Below are 22,568 nucleotides of genomic sequence, written 5' to 3'. Positions count from 1 at the left end.
ACCGTCAAATAGCAGTAATAGATCAAAACTGTCGATCGCGGTCAAGATGGTGTCGTAGTTTTTATGAAAAGCTGATCGCCAGATCACACTATTTAAATTCTGGAATTAGCTGCGGAATGACGGTTGTAACAGATAATAATGGTATTGTTAGAGATTTCTACAAAGTTGATGCAAACACAAACAACATCGGCAACTTGAGCGTTGCAGACCGTCCCTATTTTTATTTGGTAAAACAAACAAAAACGTCTTTTATAAGTGATACCTTCAAAGGAAGATCACTCGGAGATGATCAATTATTTGCTGTAAGCACACCTATAATAAGAGAAAATAAATTTGATGGTGTTCTACAATTAGCAATAAAACTTAATTCATTACTGACATTATTTGATAAACATAATGATAGTATTTCACATCGTATACTCATAGATAAATCGGGAAGAAAAGTATGGGGAAACAATGTAAGTGGTGATATCGGCAGTGTTTGGACTCGACCTAAAGATAGCGAGCCGATGAAAGAAAAATTTTTAAGAAAAAGTATATTCAACCCACTTAATCCTATTACATTTAGCAAAGATGCGCATCACTTTATCATCAATGAAAAAATAGGTTTAACTGGTTGGGAGTTATATTTTTTCATTGACACGAACGATCTCTTCATAAAACTTTCAATTTATTTTTTTCTTGCTCTAGCCTTAATCACTATAATATTAGAAACATCTGTTAGACTATCAAAAAGATTTGTAAAAAACTACACACAGGCATTGGAGCAATTGGTAGATTACACTCAGCAATGGGATGGCAAAACCTTAAATAGCAAAGTATTGAATCTTACTCAATCGGCGCTTGAAATTGACACTTTAGCGCATAGCTTTATAAATATGCAACGACGAGTAACTGGTGCTCACAACGCAACAATATCATCAATGAATGAGGTAAGACTTCTTAATGAAGAGTTAGAAGAAAGAGTTGAAAAACGAACAAGAGAATTAGAAGAAGAGCGCGATAAAGCAAAGCATCTAGCAGCAATTAAAACTAGATTCCTTGCTAATATGAGCCATGAAATTCGTACTCCAATTACGATAATTAAAGGTTTCACTGAACAAATTTTACCCATTACCCATGGTGAAGTGCATACTGCTCTTTGCAAAATTGAACAAAATACATCTCACCTTCAAAATATCATTAATGACATTTTAGATGCGGCAAAAATTGATGAAGGAAAAATGACTATAGCTGAGCAATCTGTTGCTATTGAACCTCTTTTAAACAGCTTAAGTGATGCATTAACTGTTTTAGCACATTCGAAAAATTTAACCACTCAGTTAGACATTAATTTATTAAATATAAAATATATAAAAACAGATCCTTATAGACTTAAGCAAATATTACTAAATTTTATTAGTAACGCGGTAAAGTTCACGCTAAAAGGTACTATCAAGTTAGTTGCGAACATAACAGATAAAAATGAGTTATATATCGCGATTATCGACAACGGCATTGGTATTTCATCTGAACAAGCATCAAGTTTATTTCATGCATTTACTCAAGCAGACTCCAGTACCAGTAGAGATTATGGCGGAACAGGTCTAGGATTATTTATCAGCAAACAATTAGCTAATGCTATGTCTTTACAACTTAATATGCATAGTACAGTTGGGATTGGGTCTTGTTTCTCTATCACATTACCCGCAGAAAAATTAATTAATAATGTTGCCATAACGCATGATGAAATCAACATTATTCAAAATGAAATCATAGACTGGAAAAAGAAAAGCATCTTATTTGTTGATGATGTAGAGGATATTAGAGACTTAGTAGCCATTTACCTAAAAGATACAGGAATAAGTATAGATTTTGGTGTCAATGGTGAAGAAGCAATACAATTAGCATATCTAAAACATTACGATCTGATCATATTAGACCAACAAATGCCAGTTATCGATGGACTTACCGCTGCAAATACAATACGTGCGATGAATAAAAATATTCCTTTATTATTATTAAGTGCTGATATTTTTTATGATGACAGTGAAAAAAATAGCGCTTTCAACAAAAAAATCACAAAACCTTTTAGCAAACAACAACTCATTGATACCTTGCAATATTTTCTGGGAGAAAACCAATCAAAATATAATAAGCAAAAAAAGAAGATGACATATTAGATAATGATTTAACAATTGAATATCTAAAAACCTTACCTAATGTATTGTCCTTATTAAAGAAACTTATCAATGATGGAGAAATAACAAAGTTAGGATATGAATTACATAAGCTAAAAGGAACAAGTGCGTGTTTAGGACTTAGCAATATATCGTCATGTGCGGCACATCTCAATGTGCAACTAAAAAATCGAATGATAACCCTAGATGAAATCAACGAATTGTCAACCGCTATAACAGATGCACTTTTAGCTGAAAATGAAAAATAATAGGATATAATATCAATGATAACACATGAGTCAGACCTAACACTCAGAAACATCAGCAGGAGTTAATATAGGTAATATCACAGTGAAAGAAGTACCTTCACCTAATGTTGAAGTGACTTTAATTTCACCTTTATGCTTTTGAACTATGCTGTAGGATAATGATAAACCAAGCCCAGTACTGAAGAATCCCCTGATGATTTACAAATAAATCATCAAATTAGGGTGGAAGCGCATCTTGTTGCATGATCAAATGGTTTCTCCAAAAACTACACTTGGACAACAAGATGCGCGAAGCCAATATCCTACAACATTCTTTACACCAATACTGCCCAGAACTTCACCTAAAACGATTAAACAGCTTGATGCTGGCCTCTAAGGCACTGATTGAATGTAAGACACTGACCTTGACTGAGTTAGGTCGAAATTTACCAACCACGGCCCGAACCAAGCACAACATCAAGCGCATTGATCGTTTGCTCGGCAACACGCATCTGCATCAAGAACGGTTAGCTGTCTACCAATGGCATGCCAGCCTCATCTGTTCTGGTAACCCTATGCCGATTGTGCTCGTCGATTGGTCAGACATCCGAGAGCATAAACGCATCATGGCTCTGCGCGCCTCAATAGCCTTCAATGGCCGCTCTATTACCCTGTATGAGAAGTCCTATCCCCTATCAGAACAATGCTCTAAGGCCTCCCACAACGGTTTTTTAGCGGACTTAGCCAAGATTTTACCTTTGCATGTTACCCCTCTCATCGTGACTGACGCGGGGTTCAAAGTGCCTTGGTACAAAGAGGTTGAGGCGCATGGTTGGTTTTGGCTAAGCCGTATTCGCGGTACAGTTCAATTTGCAGATATTGGCGCTGAAAATTGGCGTGCAGTTCGCAGTACACATGACTTGGCCAACGGTCAAGCGAAGAGCCTGGGTTGTAAGACCTTGACCAAAACTAACCCTATCAATTGCCATCTCACGCTTTATCGTAGCAAACCTAAGGGGCGTACAAATCAGCGTTCAACGAGGACTAATTGCCACCATCCATCGGCAAAAACGTACTCAACATCGGCGAAAGAGCCTTGGGTGTTAGCCAGCAATTTACCACCAGAATCTCGGAGCCCAAAGCAGCTGGTAAACCTGTACGCCAAACGTATGCAAATAGAGGAAACCTTTCGTGACCTCAAAAGCCCGGCATACGGCTTTGGCTTACGCCAAAGTCGTACCAACAGTCCAGAGCGATTCGACATCATCCTACTGATAGCGTTGATGGTTCAATGCCTGTTGTGGCTAGTTGGTTTACACGCACAGCAACAGGGCTGGGATAAGCATTTTCAGGCCAATACCATTGGGCATCGAACGGTACTCTCAACGATTCGCTTGGGATTGGAGGTACTCAGGCGGCCTGATTATCAAATCACGGAGAAAGAATTGCTGGCGGCCTGGGTATTATTCGCCAATCAGTTGCTCAAATATGGCTATGCTATGGCTGATTTATGAGGGGATCCTTCAGAGCCCAGTACCTGTCCCGACAGGTTTCGTGGTATAAAAAGGCTCAAATATTTTACGTATATCTTGTGCCGCAATACCAGAACCAGTATCACGAATAACAATCATAAACTCTGATTCTGTCGCACTTCCTTCGATAGATATTTCACCTCTTTCCTCTATAGCTTGCGCAGCATTAACTAACAAATTAAGAAATACTTGATTAAGCTGCATAGGCTGACAATATAGCTCTGGCAAATTATCCTGGAAATTACGAAGAACAACAGCTTTATATTTAATTTGGTTAGCAGCAATTTTTAATGTATTTTCAATACCCTCTATTACATTAGCATATTGCCATTCACTACTATCTACATGAGAAAACGACTTAAGGCTTTTCACTATTACGGCAACGCGCTCTAATCCTTCAATCGATTCATTGATTAAATCAGGCAAATCTGAGCATATAAATTCAAATTGATGGCGCTTCAACATATCTTGTTCAAGTGCAAAATAAGGCGGAGACCCAATCTTATGTACTAGTTTCTGATAGAAGCTGAGTAATTTCAACAACTTGCCATTATAATCTTGTAAACTTTGTAAATTTGAATTCACAAAACCAATAGGATTATTAATTTCATGAGCAACACCTGCAGCTAACTGTCCAATTGCGGCCATTTTTTCAGATTGTAATAATTGATTCTGAGCAGCCTCTAGTTTTTTATTGAGAAGACTCAATGCTGTATGCTCTTGTTCTAACTGTTCAGAAAGGCATTTTTGTGCTTGGTAATAACTTGCAAGCTCAGTTACATCTTGCACAATTAAACAAACTGTTTTCACTTGATTATTTTCTATATCGAGCGGGAAAAACTCAATATTTTGATACATAGCAGTTTCTTCGCCTGTAATAGGCCGGCTGCTACTAAAATCAAATACATGTGGACGATGCTCCCAATATGAGAAACTGGCATTATTTAGCACGAAAACGCTATTAATTTTTTTTTGAAGAAATTTTGCGGCATCAGGGAATAACGCGAGCAAGTTATTTTCGTGTGTAACTGACTTATTATCGGTTGACAATCTATCGGTAAAAAATTCATTCCAGTAAATAATTTGATAACACTCATCAACCACACAAATTCCAAGTGGTAAGCGTGAAGTAAGCTTCTGCAATAGCTGTGACTGACTCATAATTACTCCAGCAGCTGCTGTAGTTTCGCTAATAAAGTTTGAACTGATGCCTCTTCCAAACAGATCACAACTTTTGAGTCAAACTGACTCACTTCCACTTTAAACTCAACCTCCATCATTAAAGTACTTGCCCATCTATAGTGGTAATGCTGGCTGGCTGCATTGTACATTGTCGGCATACTTAACTTTGCGTTTAATGAAAGTTGCTCAGCAAATCCTGTTAAACATGCACCAGCTAAAATGTTGGCAAGTTCTAACAACAACTCATTTAACCGGTCTTGAGTTAGTGGCAGTTCATACTCCATTAATGTACCAATCGCATCGCAGCCCTGCTTAGATAGCGTTGAAATAACTTCACCTTTAATACTGCCTAAGAATGATTGGCGTGTGTACCACATTTCCTCGTCCGATAGCATAGAGACAAATTGTTCAGGTGTAACATCACTGATTTTAGGAATTGATAGTGTAATTTTCGCTTCGATTAAACGAGCAAGTGAATTAGCTGCTTGCCCCATAGAAATATTCATCAATTCCTGGAGCGCGTCTCGTTGTTCTTCAGATAGCAACATGTTCATATTAGCCCCACATCGAAAAGTGCTTCTCTTAACTGTGCGGGTTGTAACGGTTTTTGTAAGAAACGAAAAGAACCTAGGGAATCAACTAACAATTTAGCTTCTGGCTGTATATCTGCACTTATCACAATCACAACCGTCTTTGATTGTTGTTCATGAAGACATTTAAGTACTCCGAATCCATCAAGTTCAGGCATGGTCAGGTCAAGAAATAGTACCTCAGCCTTACCTGAATTAGCTGCTTCTAGGGCCTCTTTTCCATTGCACGCTTCAGTGATCTCAACATCCCAGTCCTCCGGTAAAGCTCGTCTTACCGCTTTTCTGGACATTAAAGAATCATCAGCAATTGTGACAGGTATTGGCATAGCATCACCTCATGAGTGTCTCATCTGTCTTATATTAGTCGTTATTCACTATGCGTCAATGTTAAGCGCTAATAATAAGAATCTTAGCAGAACCTTCAGCACAATGATTTTCTCGATAAGGTTGAACTTAAAAAATAACTCATGCCAAAACAACAAACTAGTAAAACTATTCCACCGTCTTGATTGCATTCCAGTTGCTTTCAGGATGAAAATTTAGCTAACACTAAATTGAAGCTTTGGCCAGGCTAAAAGAAATAGATAAACAGCTGGTTTTAAATGAATGCGAGTAGCAATATTGGGATAAAACCACATAGCCAATATGACCAGTTTATTTGAGATATTAGGGCGTGTTGGCAACGTTTCAGAGTGGTTTGTTTCAGCAGTTTGGCTGGTTGTGCGAGGCAAAGTCCATACTGCATAGTTAAGCTACATAAAACTAAGATAACTCCGCAGAAATATCAGCCAAATACTGCCAGAAGAGTTCATTCTGGCAAGACTCTTCTCTTTACTTTCAGTGATTAGAGGCGCTGGTAATTTGAGTAAAATAACGGCCCATATTTGCTCGCTTCGCGAGCAGCACTTACTCAAACGAACAAAATTGAATCTTAAATATCAACATTCTTTAGACGGTAGGCATTAGTGGTTTACTGATATCGCAAATGAAAAAGCCTCATCAAATGATGAGGCTTTTTCATATTTGGCGGAGCGGACGGGACTCGAACCCGCGACCCCCGGCGTGACAGGCCGGTATTCTAACCAACTGAACTACCGCTCCAAACTTTTTATTATACCGCTATAACAGCACTATAATTTTAACTTTCAATAACTTGACTGGCGGAGCGGACGGGACTCGAACCCGCGACCCCCGGCGTGACAGGCCGGTATTCTAACCAACTGAACTACCGCTCCACTCAAGTTGCGGTGAATAATACGGTTGAGCGTTCGCAGCGTCAACCGTTTTTTTCACTCAATTGCATCGATTAGTTAAAATTTCGCCAAACTTAACAAAACCCCATGATAAGTGAACAAAATATCTGCAAATCCCGATGTAAATCTCACCCTTTCCTTCACTTTTATCTACGATTATCAGGTTCATCTGGCATAGTTAAATCTATTTCATCAAGAGATGGGACATCAGCTTTATTTTGTTCCGCGTCATCTAAAATCCGCTGTTCGGCCGCGGCTAATGCTTGTGCCAAACTTTGACGCTTACGCCAAATAATCAGCCCAACCACACCCAGTAGCACTAACACCACATTGACGGTGATAATCCAGAAGATCGCTTCCTGCTTAGCGAGAGCCTCTTCCTCTGCAGCCTTTTGCGCGGCCACAGCTGCGAGCTCTTCTTCGCTAGGTGGTGGCTCGGGCGGTTGCACTAGGTTGAAGAACAGTTCAGGTAAATCGAGTACTATTTCACGGCCAGTGACTGTCGTTGTCGCAGCAGAGCCTTTTATTCGGTAACTGCCAAACTCGGTCACAGGCGGTATCGGCAATTCAGTGTCGCTCTCCTTAAGCCCATGAACTACGAGGGGAAGTTGCAAACCAGCAGGTCCAACAAGCTCAAATGAAAAATGGGTCTCAGCTAGCTGTAATACGCGACTATCGGCATGTAGCATGATTTTCCATTGACCCGTCAAAGGATCTTCAGGAGTTATCACCTCTGCATTTACGGGTCGTGGAGATAAGCTAAAAGGAAATGAGACTTGCCTTTCAAATACGTTGTTACGCGCTTGAACGACAAAGTCGTACTCACCCCATGGCTGCTTAAGATTGATATCGCCTGTAAATATGCCGTCATCAGGTCTTTCATCGAACTTTTCACCATTATCTTTGTAGGAACCAACGATAATGTCACCTGCGGCAAAGTTTTCATCGCCCGTACGATGCTTACTGACAAAGTGCGCGGTCCACTCGACTAAATAGTCCATCCCAGGCATGCGAACGCGCTCTGCATCTCCCATTAATTGGGCAATCACTTTGGTTTGTTCGCCTTGAAATAATGGCTGAGGTAATCGTTGAACTTCAATCTCAAGCTTTGAAACCCGTTTAATTTTCGAGCCCGGCACCACCTTCCCCACTAATTGCCAAGGACCAGGCTGGGGTGATTCGATATAAATAATATCTCCGGTCATACCATCAACCCATTTAACGGTTTCTGGATGACGATTGGCGTACCACTTACTGCCATCGGGCAAGACAATCACCACGGGGGCCGAACCATATTCTCGCTGGATCATGAGTGTCATACTGCTGACCATATGATCCACCCGAAAACGATTTTTAAGCTCAGAAGCCGTATCTACGGGCACGACTTTCATATTCGATGGCTTGGACGACGTGTTTACCTTACTCTCAGCACTGTTTACCTTAACCTCAGCACTTGGCTCAGCAGTATTTTGAACCTTAGCTGCCATATCGGTAGTCGGCTTTGTCGGCTTAGCGGTCACTGGTTCCGTATCAGCCGCAAACAATGACGTGCTCAAGCTAAGGTAGCCGAGTATTAACGTGGTATTGACTAGAGATTTTCGCAGCGACATCGTCATAGGCTAAAAATTATCCTCTCCAGAGGCACTTTCCTGATTTTGCGACTAAATCAAGGCGTTGTTCATGTATAACGAGTTCATCGGCCGATGCGCTGATCACTTTAAGATTAAGTGATGCGGGATCAAAGCGTTGAATGCCTCCCGCCTCTTGACCAACTTCTTCGTTAGAGAGATTGAACTTAGTCTGACCTCCCGTCATCGACAAATACACATCGGCAAGAATTTCGGCGTCGAGTAATGCGCCGTGGTAATGGCGGCGGGAATTGTCGATGCCATATCGTTTGCAGAGAGCGTCTAAGTTGTTTTTTTGCCCAGGATGCAAAAACTTAGCGATATCGAGGGAGTCTAAAATATCACAAATGTCGCGAGTCTTTGGTCCTAACGGTTGCAGTAAGGAAAACTCATGGTCCATAAAGCTCACGTCGAAGTTTGCGTTATGGGCTACAATTTCTGCGCCACTGATAAAATCGATAAACTCTTGCGCTATTTGATGAAATCTTGGCTCATTTGCAACACGCTCATCGGTGATCCCGTGAACAGCAATCGCTTCTGGATCAATCGCTTGGCCAGGATTGATATATTGATGGTAATAACGCCCCGTTAAACGGCGGTTGATGACCTCAACACAACCTATCTCAATAATTCGGTGTCCTAAATACACCGCACCACTCCCCTGGTTCATACCAGTGGTTTCAGTATCCAAAATAACCTGACGGCTTGCGTTTGAGATAATATTCATACTTTTATGCGCTTCTTATGACTTTTTTTGGTTATACTCGGCCGATATTTACGACGCTGGTAACCACTTGATGACTGAACTAAAACTAATCCACATCTTCACCGATGGTTCTTGCTTAGGCAATCCGGGCCCCGGTGGCTATGGCATTGTAATGAATTATAAGGGCCATACAAAGGAGATATCCGATGGTTTTGCCCTGACAACCAATAATCGCATGGAATTATTAGCCCCAATCGTTGCGCTTGAGGCCCTAAAAGAACCCTGTAAAATCATTCTCACCAGCGATAGCCAATATATGCGCCAAGGGATCACCACTTGGATCCACGGCTGGAAGAAAAAAGGCTGGATGACATCTAATCGAACGCCGGTGAAAAATGTCGATCTTTGGAAACGTTTAGATAACGCCGCTCAACTCCACCAAATTGATTGGCGCTGGGTAAAAGGCCATGCCGGACACGCGGAAAATGAACGCTGTGATCAACTTGCTCGCGCCGCCGCAGAGGCAAATCCTACGCAAATTGATGCAGGTTATCAGGCGGAGTCCTAACACTTATCGCTGCTAGAACACCATTATTCTCGTGATAAATGGAAAAAATTACTGCAAAACTGCACAAAGGCCAGCCCTAACGACGTTGCTTGGCGACTCTTATGAGTGATGCGGTAAAACTGCCGCTCTAACACTAATCCTTCAATGGTGACTAGAGCCAATTCTTTTCGACTAATGTCTTTATCCAACGCAAGTTCTGACAAAACCCCCAAACCAGCACCTTGTTTTACCGCCAACTTGATGGCATCGGGCGTGGTAAAGCAGAACTTAGCCTCCGGTTGCATACCTAGTTCATTGGCCGCATTAACAAAATATTCCCGAGTTCCCGATCCCTCTTCACGCAGCACCCAAGATTGGCCTTTTACGGCCAAAGGCTTAACCGTTTGCCCTGCCAATGGATGAGCGGGATGGCAAAACACCAATAATCGATCCTTGTGCCACGGCTCGATATGAAGACGGTTATCAGTACAATGCCCTTCAATAAACCCCATTTCGGCACGAAATTGTGCAACGGATTGAATCACTTCTTGGGTATTGGTGATCGCCACGTCTACATGGGTTTGGATATGTTGCTGGCAAAATGCGACTGCCGCTTTCGCCAGTAAATAATTACCAATCGTTGAGCTTGCACTCACACTTAAGTGTCCAACCAAATCACCATCTTGACGAGTAAATGCCTGCTCAATTTGTTCAACACGATGTAAAAGATCGGTGGCCAACGGCAACAAGAGGTTACCCTGCGAATTCAGTTGCAGACGATTGCCAATTCTTTCAAATAACCGGGCATTGAGCTGTTTTTCCAATTCGGCTAAGGCCATAGAGGTCGCAGGCGGCGATAGATTAACTTGTTCAGCCGCTTTTGCCACCTGACCACTGCGTGCGACGGCTTCAAAAACTGCAAGTTGCCTTAGGGTAATTCGCATATCGGTCTCATTAATCGATGATGTTATTTTATATGTTCGGATAAATGCCCAGTGCGTCCGGCGCTTGGCGCAGTGGCCCAATTGGGTTGTCGAACCTTACGTTTGTCACGGATTGGGGTTAATGGTGATTCTAATTTTCGAGCCACAATCAAATACAAACTCCCCGCACTGGGAAGCCATGAAGCTAAGGTTTGCTGTAAAAAACGGCCACGATTCAATTCGCCGATCAGGGGATGGTAAACCAAACGCTCATCACTCACCACTTGATAACCAAGTAGCCCTAACCAATCTCGCACCCTAGATGGCATAAAAAAGCGTCCGCACCAAGGTAGATCATCTTGATATTTCGGCCACAGCTTGCCAAGAAACACTGAGCTTAAGGGGTTAAAGCCCACAATAAATAAATAACCACCGGCGATCAGCACTCTGTCGGTTTCCCGTAAAATACGGTAAGGATCAGCCTCAAACTCTAGTAGCAGGCTCATCACCACAGCATCAATCACCCCATTTTGTATCGGCAAATGACAAAAATCCCCCATTAACGAGGCTGTTGGTGCTGAGCATAGTGAAAAATGATGAGCAACAGGGGATGCCATACTGGAGAGCTGTGCACTTAAGGGGCCCAACTTCAACAAATGATAACCAAACACCCTTGGCCACCAATCAGTGAGCTTATCGGTAACAGCTTGCTGGAGTGCGTCGCCATTGGGTAAATCTTCCCATTGCTCAGGTTTACGCACAGAACTGTTATACGACACAACTCACCTCCCTTTCCGTTATCTTATTACTTTTACCGAGTTAAGACCTTCATTGAACATCCATCATTAGGTGATTTAAAAATCACAATAGTCGCCAACTGATATCCACCTGTGGATAATAACCTCATCTTGAAATCAAAATACAGCTATCGGCGGTGCTATGCTCACTATAACAGCGATTAATGCCTTTAATGACAATTATATCTGGGTGTTGCGACAAGACTCCCAGCAAACGGTGTATGTGGTTGATCCTGGCGACCCACATGTTGTGCTCGACTACTTACGTAAACATCAACTTACGTTAGCGGGTATTTTGATCACTCATCATCATCATGATCATACAGGTGGAATAACCGCCCTCGCCGCCCATGTTAAGCAGACAACAGACCAGATCCTGACTGTCTACGGTCCGCAACGTGAAGCTATTCAAGGCATCAATCAGCCAATCGACCCTACACAGAGCAATACACTTACATTGCCCTTTATCGATGCGCCCATACACATCTTGTCTGTACCTGGGCATACTGCTGGTCATATAGCGTATCTACTTGATGGTGCCCTATTTTGTGGTGATACACTCTTTAGTGCAGGCTGCGGTCGTTTATTTGAGGGCACCCCTGCACAAATGTGGCAATCCTTAAGTTTGCTCGCGGCGTTACCCGATGAGACTCGAGTGTACTGCGCCCATGAATATACTCTTGCGAATCTTAAATTCGCCCAAGAGGTAGATGCAGATAACGCCGCACTCAACAAGTATGTAGAGCAAGCCACCACAATGCGTGGCCAAAACAAAGCCACTATCCCCTCCACCATAGGGTTAGAGCGGGCAATCAATCCCTTCCTTCGTCCGTTAGCGCCTACCATAGTCAACAGCATAAAAAGTAAGTTTTGTGACCAAGATCTGACTAAAGCTGATGAAGTAAGCTGTTTTGCCCTACTTCGGCAGTGGAAAGATATTTTTTAGTAAAAAACGATCCATTTATGGCTGAAATTTATACAGATTTTTCCACTTTTGATGACGTAAATCAAAAGTGACCCTACAAGATGTACGATAATTTAGGGACAAGCTCGAAAAGATCCCATAGAATGGCTCGTTTTTGCGTGAATACTTTGCGCTCTGTGTTGCCACTTTTTTTCACATAATCAATTCGTTAGATAATTTACGTTGTACGAAAAGTGCAGTGGCAATGCACTAACAGAGGACTATCGTTTTCCATGAGAGTATCACTTTATGTTGTAGTAGGGGGATTTGCCCTACTCACAGGTTGTCAGACGTTAGACAACCCTCAGGTGCCCAAACCTGAAGCTGAAACCGTCACGACCGAAAATACCGTCCCACAGTATTATCTCGCAACCGAACCTGAATCGGCGCAAATTACTGATGTATGGGAACGAATTCGTCAAGGAATGCAGTTACCCATTCCAGACAAGAAACTCGTTAACTATTATCGCGATTGGTACATTAACAACCCTAAACACCTTGAATTGATTTCTGAGCGTGCAGCGCCTTACATGTATTTGATCGTCGAAGAGCTTGAAAAACGCCATCTACCAATCGAGATAGCCCTGCTTCCGATTATTGAAAGCGCTTTCGATCCCAGTGCTTCTTCGGCCAGTGCTGCCTCAGGGCTTTGGCAATTTACCACCCCGATGGCTAGCCACTTTGGGTTAGAAATGAACTGGTGGTATGACGGCCGTCGCGATGTGCCTGCATCCACGACAGCAGCCCTAGATATGCTCGAATATTTGTACGATAAAACCAATAATAATTGGCTTTATGCAATTGCGGCCTACAACTCAGGAGAGTCACGCGTACTCAATGCGATTAAACGCAACGAAGATAAAGGTCTTAAAACCGATTTTTGGTCGCTCGATCTCCCAAAAGAAACCAAACGTTATGTGCCACAGTTATTGGCGCTCGCTGAAGTGATTAAACATGCCGATGAATATGGCATAACTCTGGCACCCATTGATAACAGCCCTTCAATCGAAGTGGTTGATATAGACAGTCAAATTGACTTAGCCATGGCAGCAGGTCTCGCCAATATGACTACCAATGAGCTATTAAAGCTCAATCCAGGTTACAATCGCTGGGCAACCTCACCAATGGGCCCACATACTTTAGTATTACCCATTGATAAATCTGAAGAGTTCAAAAAAGCACTTGCAGAAACAGAAAGTGAGGCCCGTGTAAGCTGGCTTAGATATACGATTAAGCCTGGAGATAGTTTAGGGTCTATTGCAGAAAAACATCATACAAGCATCAATGCGATCCGTGCTGCTAATGGTATGAAAAACAACAATATCATTGCTGGAAGACCGCTAATTATCCCAGTCTCTGCTGATGATAAACAACTGTATGCCCTATCAACCAGTCAGAAATTACCTAAAAAGGCCGCTGTTGCCACCTCGGGTAACAAGTTGACCTATAAAGTAAAATCCGGTGATAGTTTGTGGCAAATTGCCCAAGCACATAATGTTAGCGTCAAACAATTAATGACTTGGAACCATTTAAGCAAAGACAGCAAATTACAAAGTGGTCAGCAATTGACGATTGTTGCACCACAAGAAAAACACGATAACGAGCAGATCCGAACCGTCAGCTACAAAGTTAAGGCTGGTGATTCACTCGCGCGAATTGCAAACAAGTTTAAGGTGACTGTTCCTGAACTTCGCGAATGGAACGGCTTAACCGCATCACAATATATTCAACCCGGTCAAGTGTTGAAACTGGTTGTAGATGAAAGCAATTTAAATACATAAAGCATTTAAGTGTGAATCACTCTAAATACCTTATGTTTAATTTGTTAATAAAATCGTCTTGCATCTAAAATAAAGATCAACATAAAAAAGCAGTAACCTCTGGGTTACTGCTTTTTTATTGGCTCAATACGCCGTTATCTTTCGAGCAGAACGTTGCCGGTTACGCTCACACATCGACTGTTGACGTAGGAGATGACAGAGCACGCAAATCTTGCATACCTACAAGCCGCCCAACTTTTTAAGTAGCGAATCCTTTAATTTTTCTTTCGCTTTATCAGTCTCTTCCTTCAACTGATTATTTAATAACGCTTGAGTATCTAAGGCATATTCCGGCTTTTGGAAAGTACCGGTAATAGCGAGAGGGATATCAATTCCTGCCAGCGCATCTTTCTCACTGCCACCTTGACCTTTAAGGGAATTGACTAAACTGGTCGTTAACCGATAATCCAGAGTTTGCGTCAAGAGATCCGCGCTGCCCTTACCCGCAAGCCTAAGCAAAGGTGAAGACATAGCGAGATCAGGGTTTGTCGCTACACCATGTTCAAGGGAGAAGTTACCGGTTAGGCTCGAGAAGTCGGTTTTACGCTCCTCTTTCGTGTCCGCAGACAAATCCCCCTTTAATTTAGCCTGAGCACTACGGATCATCTGCGGGATATTGACACCGTAAAGGGCACCATCGGTGATATCAAAACGACCATTCGCGAGGAGGTTTTTCTTTAATTGTTCAGGAATTAAGCTCTTACCTTTGCCTTTTACATTAAAATTTGCCGTTCCCGCCAGAATATCTAGCTTGGCCGCATCCTTAAGTAATGGTTGAATTTGAACACCTGATATTTGCTTATCAAATTGGTAACTTGACACTTTTGATCGCGCATCAACCTGAGCATTGAGCATTAACTTACCTTGGTAGAGATCTGCACTTAGCTGCTTAAGATCAACCTCACCATTTTTAATGCCTAAATCCATTAACCAATTTTGCGTAGACAAATTCGCGACTTTGATCGATTTAACCGCCAATATTAGCTTCGCATCCAAACCATTAAGCGCCGTTAAATCGGGTTCAACAGCCTGAGTCTGTGAAGACGCAGCTGCGGTTTGTTCTTCTGAAGTGTCAGATTTTGGTAGCAAAGCATCGAGGTCAATATCCCCAAATTGGAAATCCGCACTAATTTTCGGCACTTTGCTCCCGTAACTGACGGTCAACTTACCCGCGGCATTGATATCCATTGCGGTTAATTTACTGATGTCCGCCGATAACTGCTTTTTATCTAATGCGATTTGGCTGTTTAGACTAACCTCGGCGGTCAATTTTTTATTAGGGATCCCCTCGCCTTCAACTTGAGTCTCAATATCCAGCTTCTCAATCACCAGCTGATTAAAATCATGACTTAACTTGATTTGCCCTTCGCCTTTGCTGCTCACTGTCATATCCGGCAAGGTCGCGGCAAATTCGTAGGCCATCGGCGCAAATTTATCGAGTGAAAATGCCCCCAAAGTGAACTGTTTTAAGGTTAAGGTTTGGGTTTGCCCTTTAGCTTCATCAATTAAATTGATTTGCGTATTCGTAATAGAAATGCCACCTACATCGATACTGGCTAATTGTGCTTTAGCACTTGATTCAGATGGGGTAGCAGATAGCTCAGTGCTCTTGCCCGTTAAGCCATCTAGGCTTGAGCTACCATTTTTACGGGTGACCAAATTGATTTTTGCGCCATCAAGAGTGAGCTGAGCGATTTCAATTTGCTTGCTAAACAGCGGTATAAGCTCAACCTCAGCTACGGCTTTATTAACTTCAAGCACTGAAGAATCCCCTGATGATTTACAAATAAATCATCAAATTAGGGTGGAAGCGCATCTTGTTGCATGATCAAATGGTTTCTCCAAAAACTACACTTGGACAACAAGATGCGCGAAGCCAATATCCTACAACATTCTTTACACCAATACTGCCCAGAACTTCACCTAAAACGATTAAACAGCTTGATGCTGGCCTCTAAGGCACTGATTGAATGTAAGACACTGACCTTGACTGAGTTAGGTCGAAATTTACCAACCACGGCCCGAACCAAGCACAACATCAAGCGCATTGATCGTTTGCTCGGCAACACGCATCTGCATCAAGAACGGTTAGCTGTCTACCAATGGCATGCCAGCCTCATCTGTTCTGGTAACCCTATGCCGATTGTGCTCGTCGATTGGTCAGACATCCGAGAGCATAAACGCATCATGGCTCTGCGCGCCTCAATAGCCTTCAATGGCCGCTCTATTACCCTGTATGAGAAGTCCTATCCCCTATCAGAACAATGCTCTAAGGCCTCCCACAACGGTTTTTTAGCGGACTTAGCCAAGATTTTACCTTTGCATGTTACCCCTCTCATCGTGACTGACGCGGGGTTCAAAGTGCCTTGGTACAAAGAGGTTGAGGCGCATGGTTGGTTTTGGCTAAGCCGTATTCGCGGTACAGTTCAATTTGCAGATATTGGCGCTGAAAATTGGCGTGCAGTTCGCAGTACACATGACTTGGCCAACGGTCAAGCGAAGAGCCTGGGTTGTAAGACCTTGACCAAAACTAACCCTATCAATTGCCATCTCACGCTTTATCGTAGCAAACCTAAGGGGCGTACAAATCAGCGTTCAACGAGGACTAATTGCCACCATCCATCGGCAAAAACGTACTCAACATCGGCGAAAGAGCCTTGGGTGTTAGCCAGCAATTTACCACCAGAATCTCGGAGCCCAAAGCAGCTGGTAAACCTGTACGCCAAACGTATGCAAATAGAGGAAACCTTTCGTGACCTCAAAAGCCCGGCATACGGCTTTGGCTTACGCCAAAGTCGTACCAACAGTCCAGAGCGATTCGACATCATCCTACTGATAGCGTTGATGGTTCAATGCCTGTTGTGGCTAGTTGGTTTACACGCACAGCAACAGGGCTGGGATAAGCATTTTCAGGCCAATACCATTGGGCATCGAACGGTACTCTCAACGATTCGCTTGGGATTGGAGGTACTCAGGCGGCCTGATTATCAAATCACGGAGAAAGAATTGCTGGCGGCCTGGGTATTATTCGCCAATCAGTTGCTCAAATATGGCTATGCTATGGCTGATTTATGAGGGGATCCTTCAGCTTCAAGCATCGATTTTGGAGTAAATCCGTCATTCCGCAGCTAATTCCAGAATTTAAATAGTGTGATCTGGCGATCAGCTTTTCATAAAAACTACGACACCATCTTGACCGCGATCGACAGTTTTGATCTATTACTGCTATTTGACGGTCTCAAAATATGTCTACCCATCCTGTTATTAAACGCTTAGATCACCTTGGTCTCATTGCCGCCTTTTGTCACGAAATTGGCCTGCCACGGATGATAGATGCCGTTATCCCAAAATATTCTGACCACAATGTTTCTCATGGTGACGCGGTATTGGCCATGCTCCTAAATGGACTTGGCTTTCATAGCAGAACACTGCACATGTTCTCGGACTTTTTTAAGACCAAGCCTGTATCTAAGCTACTCGCCAAAGACATTGAAGCACACCACCTGACTGATGATGTACTAGGCCGCACATTAGATGCTCTATACGAAGCCGATGTCTCAGCGCTCTATCAGGTTATTGCTGAGCGTGTTGTTGATAAACTGGGCTTGACGACCGATTCTGTTCATCTTGATATCACTAGCTTCCACGTTGATGGTGAGTATGCACAAGATGAAAACACCAACGTGATTAAGCTTGTAAGAGGTTATAGTCGGGATCATAGGCCAGAGCTTAACCAAGTCGTGCTTGAACTCATCTGTGAAAACCAAGCAGGTATTCCTGTTTACATGCAAGCACTGAGTGGTAACACCAATGATGCCAAGGCATTCGCTGAAGTCACTAAAAGACACATACATTGCCTAAAAGCCGCGCAAAATAGTCGTTACTTTATCGCTGATGCCGCTTTGTACACCGAAGAAAGCATCTCCTCGCTAGATGAGCAAAATCAAAAATTCATTACCCGTGTCCCCATGACCATCAAGCTCGCAAAACAAGCACTACTTGCGCTAGAGCCAGAGCAATTAAGCACTATCGGTCATGGCTACTCAGGATGTTGGATAGACTCGGATTACGGAAAGGTCAATCAACGTTGGTTGCTCGTTCACAGTGAACAGGCCACCAAGCGGGAAGAAATCACTTTCTTCAAGAACTTAGAGAAAAACATAGCAAAAGAAATCAAAGCGTTGGAAAAGCTAAGTAAAAAACCATTCGCTTGTGAAGTTGACGCAGAATTAGCGTTTAACGATTTCAAGAAACAATGTGACTTACTTGGGTTTGAACAAGGCACTCTCATCAAACAGCCGACTTACTCTCATTCGGGCCGCCCAAAGACAGATGAAGCACCGACAGGATACCAATACTTTATCGAAGCCGCCCCCTTCACCGACCTAGAAAAAGTAAAACTGGCTAAGCTCAAAGTAGGCATGTTTATCCTCGCGACGAATGACACCGACAATGAAGCACTCACCATGGCGGCTCTTCTAGCACATTACAAATCGCAACAAAAAGTCGAGCGCGGCTTCCGTTTTCTAAAAAGCCCTGAGTTTTTAACCTCTTCCATCTTCTTGAAAAAGCCTGAGCGCATTGAAGCGTTGCTAATGATAATGACGTTGAGCTTGCTTGTTTACGCTAGTTTAGAACACAAAATCAGAGAACAACTCGCACAAACCGAAGCGTTCTTCCCAAGTATGGTAAAGAACAAGACGACCTCCAGACCGACGGCACGTTGGGTCTTCTTGCAATTCGAAGGCATAGATACGCTAGAGATTAACGGCCAAAGGTCCATCACTGGACTTCAAGATCACCAAACACAACTACTCAAATTACTCGGTAGATTCTATGAGGTAGTTTATTCCTAAATTAGCTGCGGAATGTCGGGTAAATCCCTCAGGGTTAGATAGGGAAACACCCCCTAAATTAATCCCTATGGTTGGAAAAAATGTCCATGACAAGTCATCGGTTATTACTAACTCGCGCCCAGTTTGTTTTTTAACAGCGTTGACAACTTCTGGCTTAAAATCATTAGGGTCAAAAAAAACGGTGAGATATAAGGTGACAGTAACGACTAAGGTTAGCAGCAGTGCTAAAAACCACTTAATGAATTTCATGAAAACATCCTTATCAATAACATCTTGAATTTAAAAACTTAACTTAAAAATGCGAAATTTAAACACTCCTCACTGATGGCAATGCCATTCTCATCAACATAAACCATCATACCGGGTTTGACTGTAACACTGCCAAACTCGATAGGCACATTGACTTGCCCTTGATCTTTCTTATCAGTCTTGATGGGCATCGCGCCTAAGGCATAAACCCCTAAATTAAAAGTATTCAGTCTAGCAACGTCCCGAACATAACCATTGATAATCACACCTTGCCAACCATTATCCATGGCGCTTTGGGCGATTAAATCTCCCAGCAGTGCACGACGGGATGAGCCTCCACCATCAACAACAAGCACTTTCCCTTGACCTGGTTGTGCTAAAACTTCTTTCACTTTGGAGTTATCTTCAAAACATTTGACCGTCACAACTTCACCCCAAAACAACTTCTTACCGCCATAAGCACGAAACGCTAGCGGCAACAAAGTGAGCTTTGATGGATAGTGATCAAACAAATCGGGTAATAGATCAAGCATTTCAATCTCCACTTGGCGAAAAGTTTAGACTACTCATTATTGTAGACGCCGACAAGTACTATGAGAAAACCAGCTTTTTATTGGTTTTAGCACTTTAATACTTGGTCAGCATTGGCATAAACATTATAATCTGCGATAGTAAAACGCTTGTGATACCCTCTTGGGTTAAGGCATTCATTCTTTCGCTTCTCAACGTCTCGTAATAAAGTGAACACCAAATGACAACTGATCTAGATTTGCAAAGCGCTATCGCTGCACTCGATGAATATGGATATGAGAAAAAAGTCTCAACGGATCTTGAGCAAGCCCGTAATAAACAACAAATGGGGAAATACATCAAATCCCTTGATTACAGTTTGCGTCGCTTATTAATATTGCAAGAAACTGTTAACGAACTAGTTGAAGAAAAGAAACACCAACTTGCACAGCAAGAAAATATTCAAACCTATAAGACTAAAATTATTAACCTTTCTCGAGAGTTTAACATTTCATACGAAGATGTATTAGCTATTATGGCTGAGTTACCCAACAAAAAATAATACCGAAAACAGCCTTTCAGAAAGAAACAATTATAACAAGGCCATACAGAATCTGCTGTACGGCCTAAATTAATCGTTGTATCAATTCAGACGTATTCATCCACGCAATTTATATCAAAACAGCCAGTGAAAAGGCGCCATTGATGGCACCCTTTCAATTATTGGCTTATTTTTCTAGCATTAACTGACGAATATATTTCACTGGCGCACTGCCATAGCTTAAAAACTTCTCATGGAATGCTTTGAGATCAAAATCCTTATCTTTGAGCTGCTTATATTCTTCGCGGAAATCGTAAATTTCACGGTAACCCGAGTAGTAACTGGTCAACTGTACTTGGCTTAGGGTGGCACGGCGCCACTTACCTTCCGCCTCAGCTCGCTGCTGGAAGGCTTCATCCATCATCAGGCTGATGGCTTGATCTTCAGTCATGCCTTTAACATGAATGCTGTAATCCAAGATAGTGTTACAGATAACACGTAGATTCCACTTGTAATACATCAACCACATTTCAGGCTCGAAATTGCCATAACCTTCTTCAAGCATCATGCGTTCGGTATAAACGGCCCAACCTTCGACCATTGCGCCATTACCAAATAAGCTTTTCACTAAGCTTGGTGACTCATTGGAATACACTAATTGAGTGTAATGCCCTGGAATCGCCTCATGGATATTTAAAATCTGTAATATCCAATGGTTATATTCGCGTAAATAGCTTTCAGCGGATTCATCATTCATACCATCGAGTGGCGTGACGTTATAATAGGTATTGCCTAATTTATCATAGGGGCCAGGGGCACTAATCGACGCTCCAGCATAACCACGCATATACTCCGGAGTTTCACGAACCACTAATGGTTTTTTAGGGTCTAAAGTCACTAATTTTTTTTGATTTACAAACTCAATCAACTCAGGAATTTGTTTACGGACTTCGCTAACAAAGTCGTCACGTTTGACGTGCTCAGTCGACAATTTATCAATTAATTGGCGGATGGCGATTTTATTATCACTTGGTTTTGGCGTTGTAAAATATTTAGGCCAAAGTTTATCGGTGATCTTGGCCATTTCACCTTGGACCCTATCTTTATCTGCCATGGCTTTTTGATAGAGCTGTTTAGCCGTCATGCCCGCTTGGATATCAAAGGCAAATTTTTGCTCGTATAATTCTTCACCGATCCTAAAGCTACGGGCACCTTCTTTTTTCAGTAAGTCAACCTGTGCATTTAACCACCGAATATGTTCATTAATTGCTTTCGTTGCCGTATCGAAGCGGGATTTAAACAGCGATTTTTCCGCATCCGACAGACCGGAATCCGCCACTTGTTTTAATAAATCATCGGAGAATACCGAAAACGCACCTTGGTTTTGCATTACAGCAAGTTCCGTATGCTCTAGGGTTGGTTTCGATATATTACTTCTTGCTGCGGCGTAATAAGCTGGGATATTTTCCATCCTAGCCAATACCGAGCGTAATCTGTCATCCAGCGGCGCAAAGTTTTCATTGATGATTTGTGCAAAACCGCCCGCCACGTTATAGCTAGAGGGATCCCATTGCCAAGATTTAAAGTCAGTGATATCCCACGCCATGCTATTTAACAGGTTATCAATCAAATGATAATCGATGGTTTCGTTAGAGCTCAGAGACTTAAGTTCAAACTGTTTCAGCTTTGCCTGCTGGTTTTTTACAAAGGCAAGTGTCTTAACACGGCTAGCTTCATTGGGGATTTCTAAATAGCCATCATTAACATGCTTGCCGCTATATAGCGCCCATGTTGGTGATAATTGCCACAAATCATCGATAAAAGCATTACTAAACTGCGCAAAAGAAACCGTGCTAACTTCACCACTAACCACTTTACTTGGCGAGGTTTGGTCTGATTGGGATTGGCAGCCTACAAGGCCGGTGAACGATAACAATATCGCAAGGGATAGGGTGGTTTTTCTCATTCTTTATTGTCCTTTTTATATTTATACCAACGCGTTGTTGTAATGCTTACCCTAAGCAAGCTGGTAAAACGAATGCTAGGCGTATTGAATTTGGCGA

The 22,568-nt window shown here is 42.4% G+C and carries 18 protein-coding genes, 2 tRNA genes and 2 pseudogenes; 8 read left to right on the top strand and 14 right to left on the bottom strand.

Translation table 11 applies throughout. From position 1 onward, the window contains the following. Positions 1 to 116 precede the first annotated feature (116 nt). On the top strand, positions 117 to 2,162 hold the full coding sequence (locus FJD32_RS10940) for an ATP-binding protein (RefSeq protein ID WP_205403047.1): 2,046 nt from the start codon (positions 117 to 119) through the stop codon (positions 2,160 to 2,162). A gap of 302 nt (positions 2,163 to 2,464) precedes the next feature. Here the strand turns inward: FJD32_RS10940 and FJD32_RS10930 are convergent, their stop codons facing one another. Next, the gene (locus FJD32_RS10930; protein WP_258195932.1) at positions 2,465 to 2,623 is read right to left on the bottom strand and encodes an ATP-binding protein; all 159 of its coding nucleotides are present in this window, start codon (positions 2,621 to 2,623) and stop codon (positions 2,465 to 2,467) included. Positions 2,624 to 2,712: 89 nt separating this feature from the next. Between FJD32_RS10930 and FJD32_RS10925 the strand changes: the two genes are divergently transcribed. Further along, positions 2,713 to 3,921, top strand: coding sequence for an IS4-like element IS10A family transposase (locus FJD32_RS10925; RefSeq protein ID WP_001206290.1), 1,209 nt, complete (start codon positions 2,713 to 2,715; stop codon positions 3,919 to 3,921). A gap of 9 nt (positions 3,922 to 3,930) precedes the next feature. Here the strand turns inward: FJD32_RS10925 and FJD32_RS10920 are convergent, their stop codons facing one another. The 7 genes from FJD32_RS10920 to dnaQ all read right to left on the bottom strand — a co-directional run bounded on the left by FJD32_RS10920 (position 3,931) and on the right by dnaQ (position 9,319). Further along, positions 3,931 to 5,100 (bottom strand): ATP-binding protein, encoded by a 1,170-nt coding sequence (locus FJD32_RS10920; RefSeq protein WP_140907567.1) that lies wholly within the window; start codon positions 5,098 to 5,100, stop codon positions 3,931 to 3,933. A gap of 2 nt (positions 5,101 to 5,102) precedes the next feature. Next, positions 5,103 to 5,675, bottom strand: a complete 573-nt coding sequence (locus tag FJD32_RS10915) for a chemotaxis protein CheC (protein WP_140907566.1) — start codon at positions 5,673 to 5,675, stop codon at positions 5,103 to 5,105. Then, on the bottom strand, positions 5,672 to 6,037 hold the full coding sequence (locus FJD32_RS10910) for a response regulator (protein WP_140907565.1): 366 nt from the start codon (positions 6,035 to 6,037) through the stop codon (positions 5,672 to 5,674). The genes FJD32_RS10915 and FJD32_RS10910 overlap by 4 nt, the downstream gene beginning before the upstream one ends. A gap of 698 nt (positions 6,038 to 6,735) precedes the next feature. Then, positions 6,736 to 6,812: transfer RNA gene (locus FJD32_RS10905), tRNA-Asp, on the bottom strand. A 57-nt stretch (positions 6,813 to 6,869) separates the two neighbouring features. After that, positions 6,870 to 6,946, bottom strand: a tRNA-Asp gene (locus FJD32_RS10900). Positions 6,947 to 7,110: 164 nt separating this feature from the next. Further along, the gene (locus FJD32_RS10895) at positions 7,111 to 8,580 is read right to left on the bottom strand and encodes a TIGR03503 family protein (protein WP_140907681.1); all 1,470 of its coding nucleotides are present in this window, start codon (positions 8,578 to 8,580) and stop codon (positions 7,111 to 7,113) included. 10 nt (positions 8,581 to 8,590) lie between these two features. Then, a complete protein-coding gene (gene dnaQ / locus FJD32_RS10890) occupies positions 8,591 to 9,319 on the bottom strand; it encodes a DNA polymerase III subunit epsilon (RefSeq protein ID WP_037419134.1) in 729 nt (242 codons plus the stop codon). A 70-nt stretch (positions 9,320 to 9,389) separates the two neighbouring features. On the opposite strand from dnaQ, the gene rnhA reads away from it, so the two are divergent. Beyond that, positions 9,390 to 9,866, top strand: a complete 477-nt coding sequence (gene rnhA / locus FJD32_RS10885; RefSeq protein WP_037419137.1) for a ribonuclease HI — start codon at positions 9,390 to 9,392, stop codon at positions 9,864 to 9,866. A gap of 23 nt (positions 9,867 to 9,889) precedes the next feature. On the opposite strand, the gene FJD32_RS10880 is transcribed toward rnhA, so the two are convergent. Both FJD32_RS10880 and FJD32_RS10875 read right to left on the bottom strand, forming a co-directional pair. Then, complete coding sequence (locus tag FJD32_RS10880; RefSeq protein WP_069454870.1) at positions 9,890 to 10,789, bottom strand: LysR substrate-binding domain-containing protein; 900 nt, start codon at positions 10,787 to 10,789, stop codon at positions 9,890 to 9,892. Between the two features lie 23 nt (positions 10,790 to 10,812). After that, positions 10,813 to 11,547, bottom strand: a complete 735-nt coding sequence (locus tag FJD32_RS10875; RefSeq protein WP_037419144.1) for a methyltransferase domain-containing protein — start codon at positions 11,545 to 11,547, stop codon at positions 10,813 to 10,815. A gap of 160 nt (positions 11,548 to 11,707) precedes the next feature. Here FJD32_RS10875 and gloB point away from each other — a divergent pair, with 160 nt between their 5' ends. After that, positions 11,708 to 12,511: a hydroxyacylglutathione hydrolase gene (gene gloB, locus FJD32_RS10870; protein WP_140907682.1), complete on the top strand. Its 804-nt coding sequence runs from the start codon at positions 11,708 to 11,710 to the stop codon at positions 12,509 to 12,511. A gap of 251 nt (positions 12,512 to 12,762) precedes the next feature. After that, the gene (locus tag FJD32_RS10865; protein ID WP_037427661.1) at positions 12,763 to 14,310 is read left to right on the top strand and encodes a LysM peptidoglycan-binding domain-containing protein; all 1,548 of its coding nucleotides are present in this window, start codon (positions 12,763 to 12,765) and stop codon (positions 14,308 to 14,310) included. A gap of 219 nt (positions 14,311 to 14,529) precedes the next feature. Here FJD32_RS10865 and FJD32_RS10860 read toward each other — a convergent pair. Next, positions 14,530 to 16,113: pseudogene (locus FJD32_RS10860) on the bottom strand (AsmA family protein); the annotation flags it as partial. 102 nt (positions 16,114 to 16,215) lie between these two features. On the opposite strand from FJD32_RS10860, the gene FJD32_RS10855 reads away from it, so the two are divergent. Together FJD32_RS10855 and FJD32_RS10850 are read left to right on the top strand one after the other, a co-directional pair. Then, complete coding sequence (locus FJD32_RS10855; RefSeq protein ID WP_001206290.1) at positions 16,216 to 17,424, top strand: IS4-like element IS10A family transposase; 1,209 nt, start codon at positions 16,216 to 16,218, stop codon at positions 17,422 to 17,424. Positions 17,425 to 17,594: 170 nt separating this feature from the next. Continuing rightward, a complete protein-coding gene (locus FJD32_RS10850; RefSeq protein ID WP_205403045.1) occupies positions 17,595 to 19,205 on the top strand; it encodes an IS1634-like element ISSpu7 family transposase in 1,611 nt (536 codons plus the stop codon). A gap of 18 nt (positions 19,206 to 19,223) precedes the next feature. Here the strand turns inward: FJD32_RS10850 and FJD32_RS10845 are convergent. Both FJD32_RS10845 and FJD32_RS10840 read right to left on the bottom strand, forming a co-directional pair. Beyond that, positions 19,224 to 19,454 (bottom strand): annotated as a pseudogene (locus FJD32_RS10845) (AsmA family protein); the annotation flags it as partial. 38 nt (positions 19,455 to 19,492) lie between these two features. Further along, a complete protein-coding gene (locus FJD32_RS10840; RefSeq protein ID WP_037419152.1) occupies positions 19,493 to 19,987 on the bottom strand; it encodes a putative 4-hydroxy-4-methyl-2-oxoglutarate aldolase in 495 nt (164 codons plus the stop codon). Between the two features lie 218 nt (positions 19,988 to 20,205). On the opposite strand from FJD32_RS10840, the gene FJD32_RS10835 reads away from it, so the two are divergent. Then, entirely contained in the window at positions 20,206 to 20,526 is a 321-nt protein-coding gene (locus FJD32_RS10835; protein WP_037419155.1) for a hypothetical protein, read from the top strand. Between the two features lie 166 nt (positions 20,527 to 20,692). Here FJD32_RS10835 and FJD32_RS10830 read toward each other — a convergent pair whose 3' ends face one another. After that, complete coding sequence (locus FJD32_RS10830) at positions 20,693 to 22,471, bottom strand: DUF885 domain-containing protein (RefSeq protein ID WP_140907012.1); 1,779 nt, start codon at positions 22,469 to 22,471, stop codon at positions 20,693 to 20,695. Positions 22,472 to 22,568: the final 97 nt, after the last annotated feature.

Source organism: Shewanella sp. LC6, from assembly GCF_006385735.2.
Lineage (GTDB): Bacteria > Pseudomonadota > Gammaproteobacteria > Enterobacterales > Shewanellaceae > Shewanella > Shewanella xiamenensis.
This window is presented reverse-complemented; position numbering and strand designations above follow the sequence as displayed.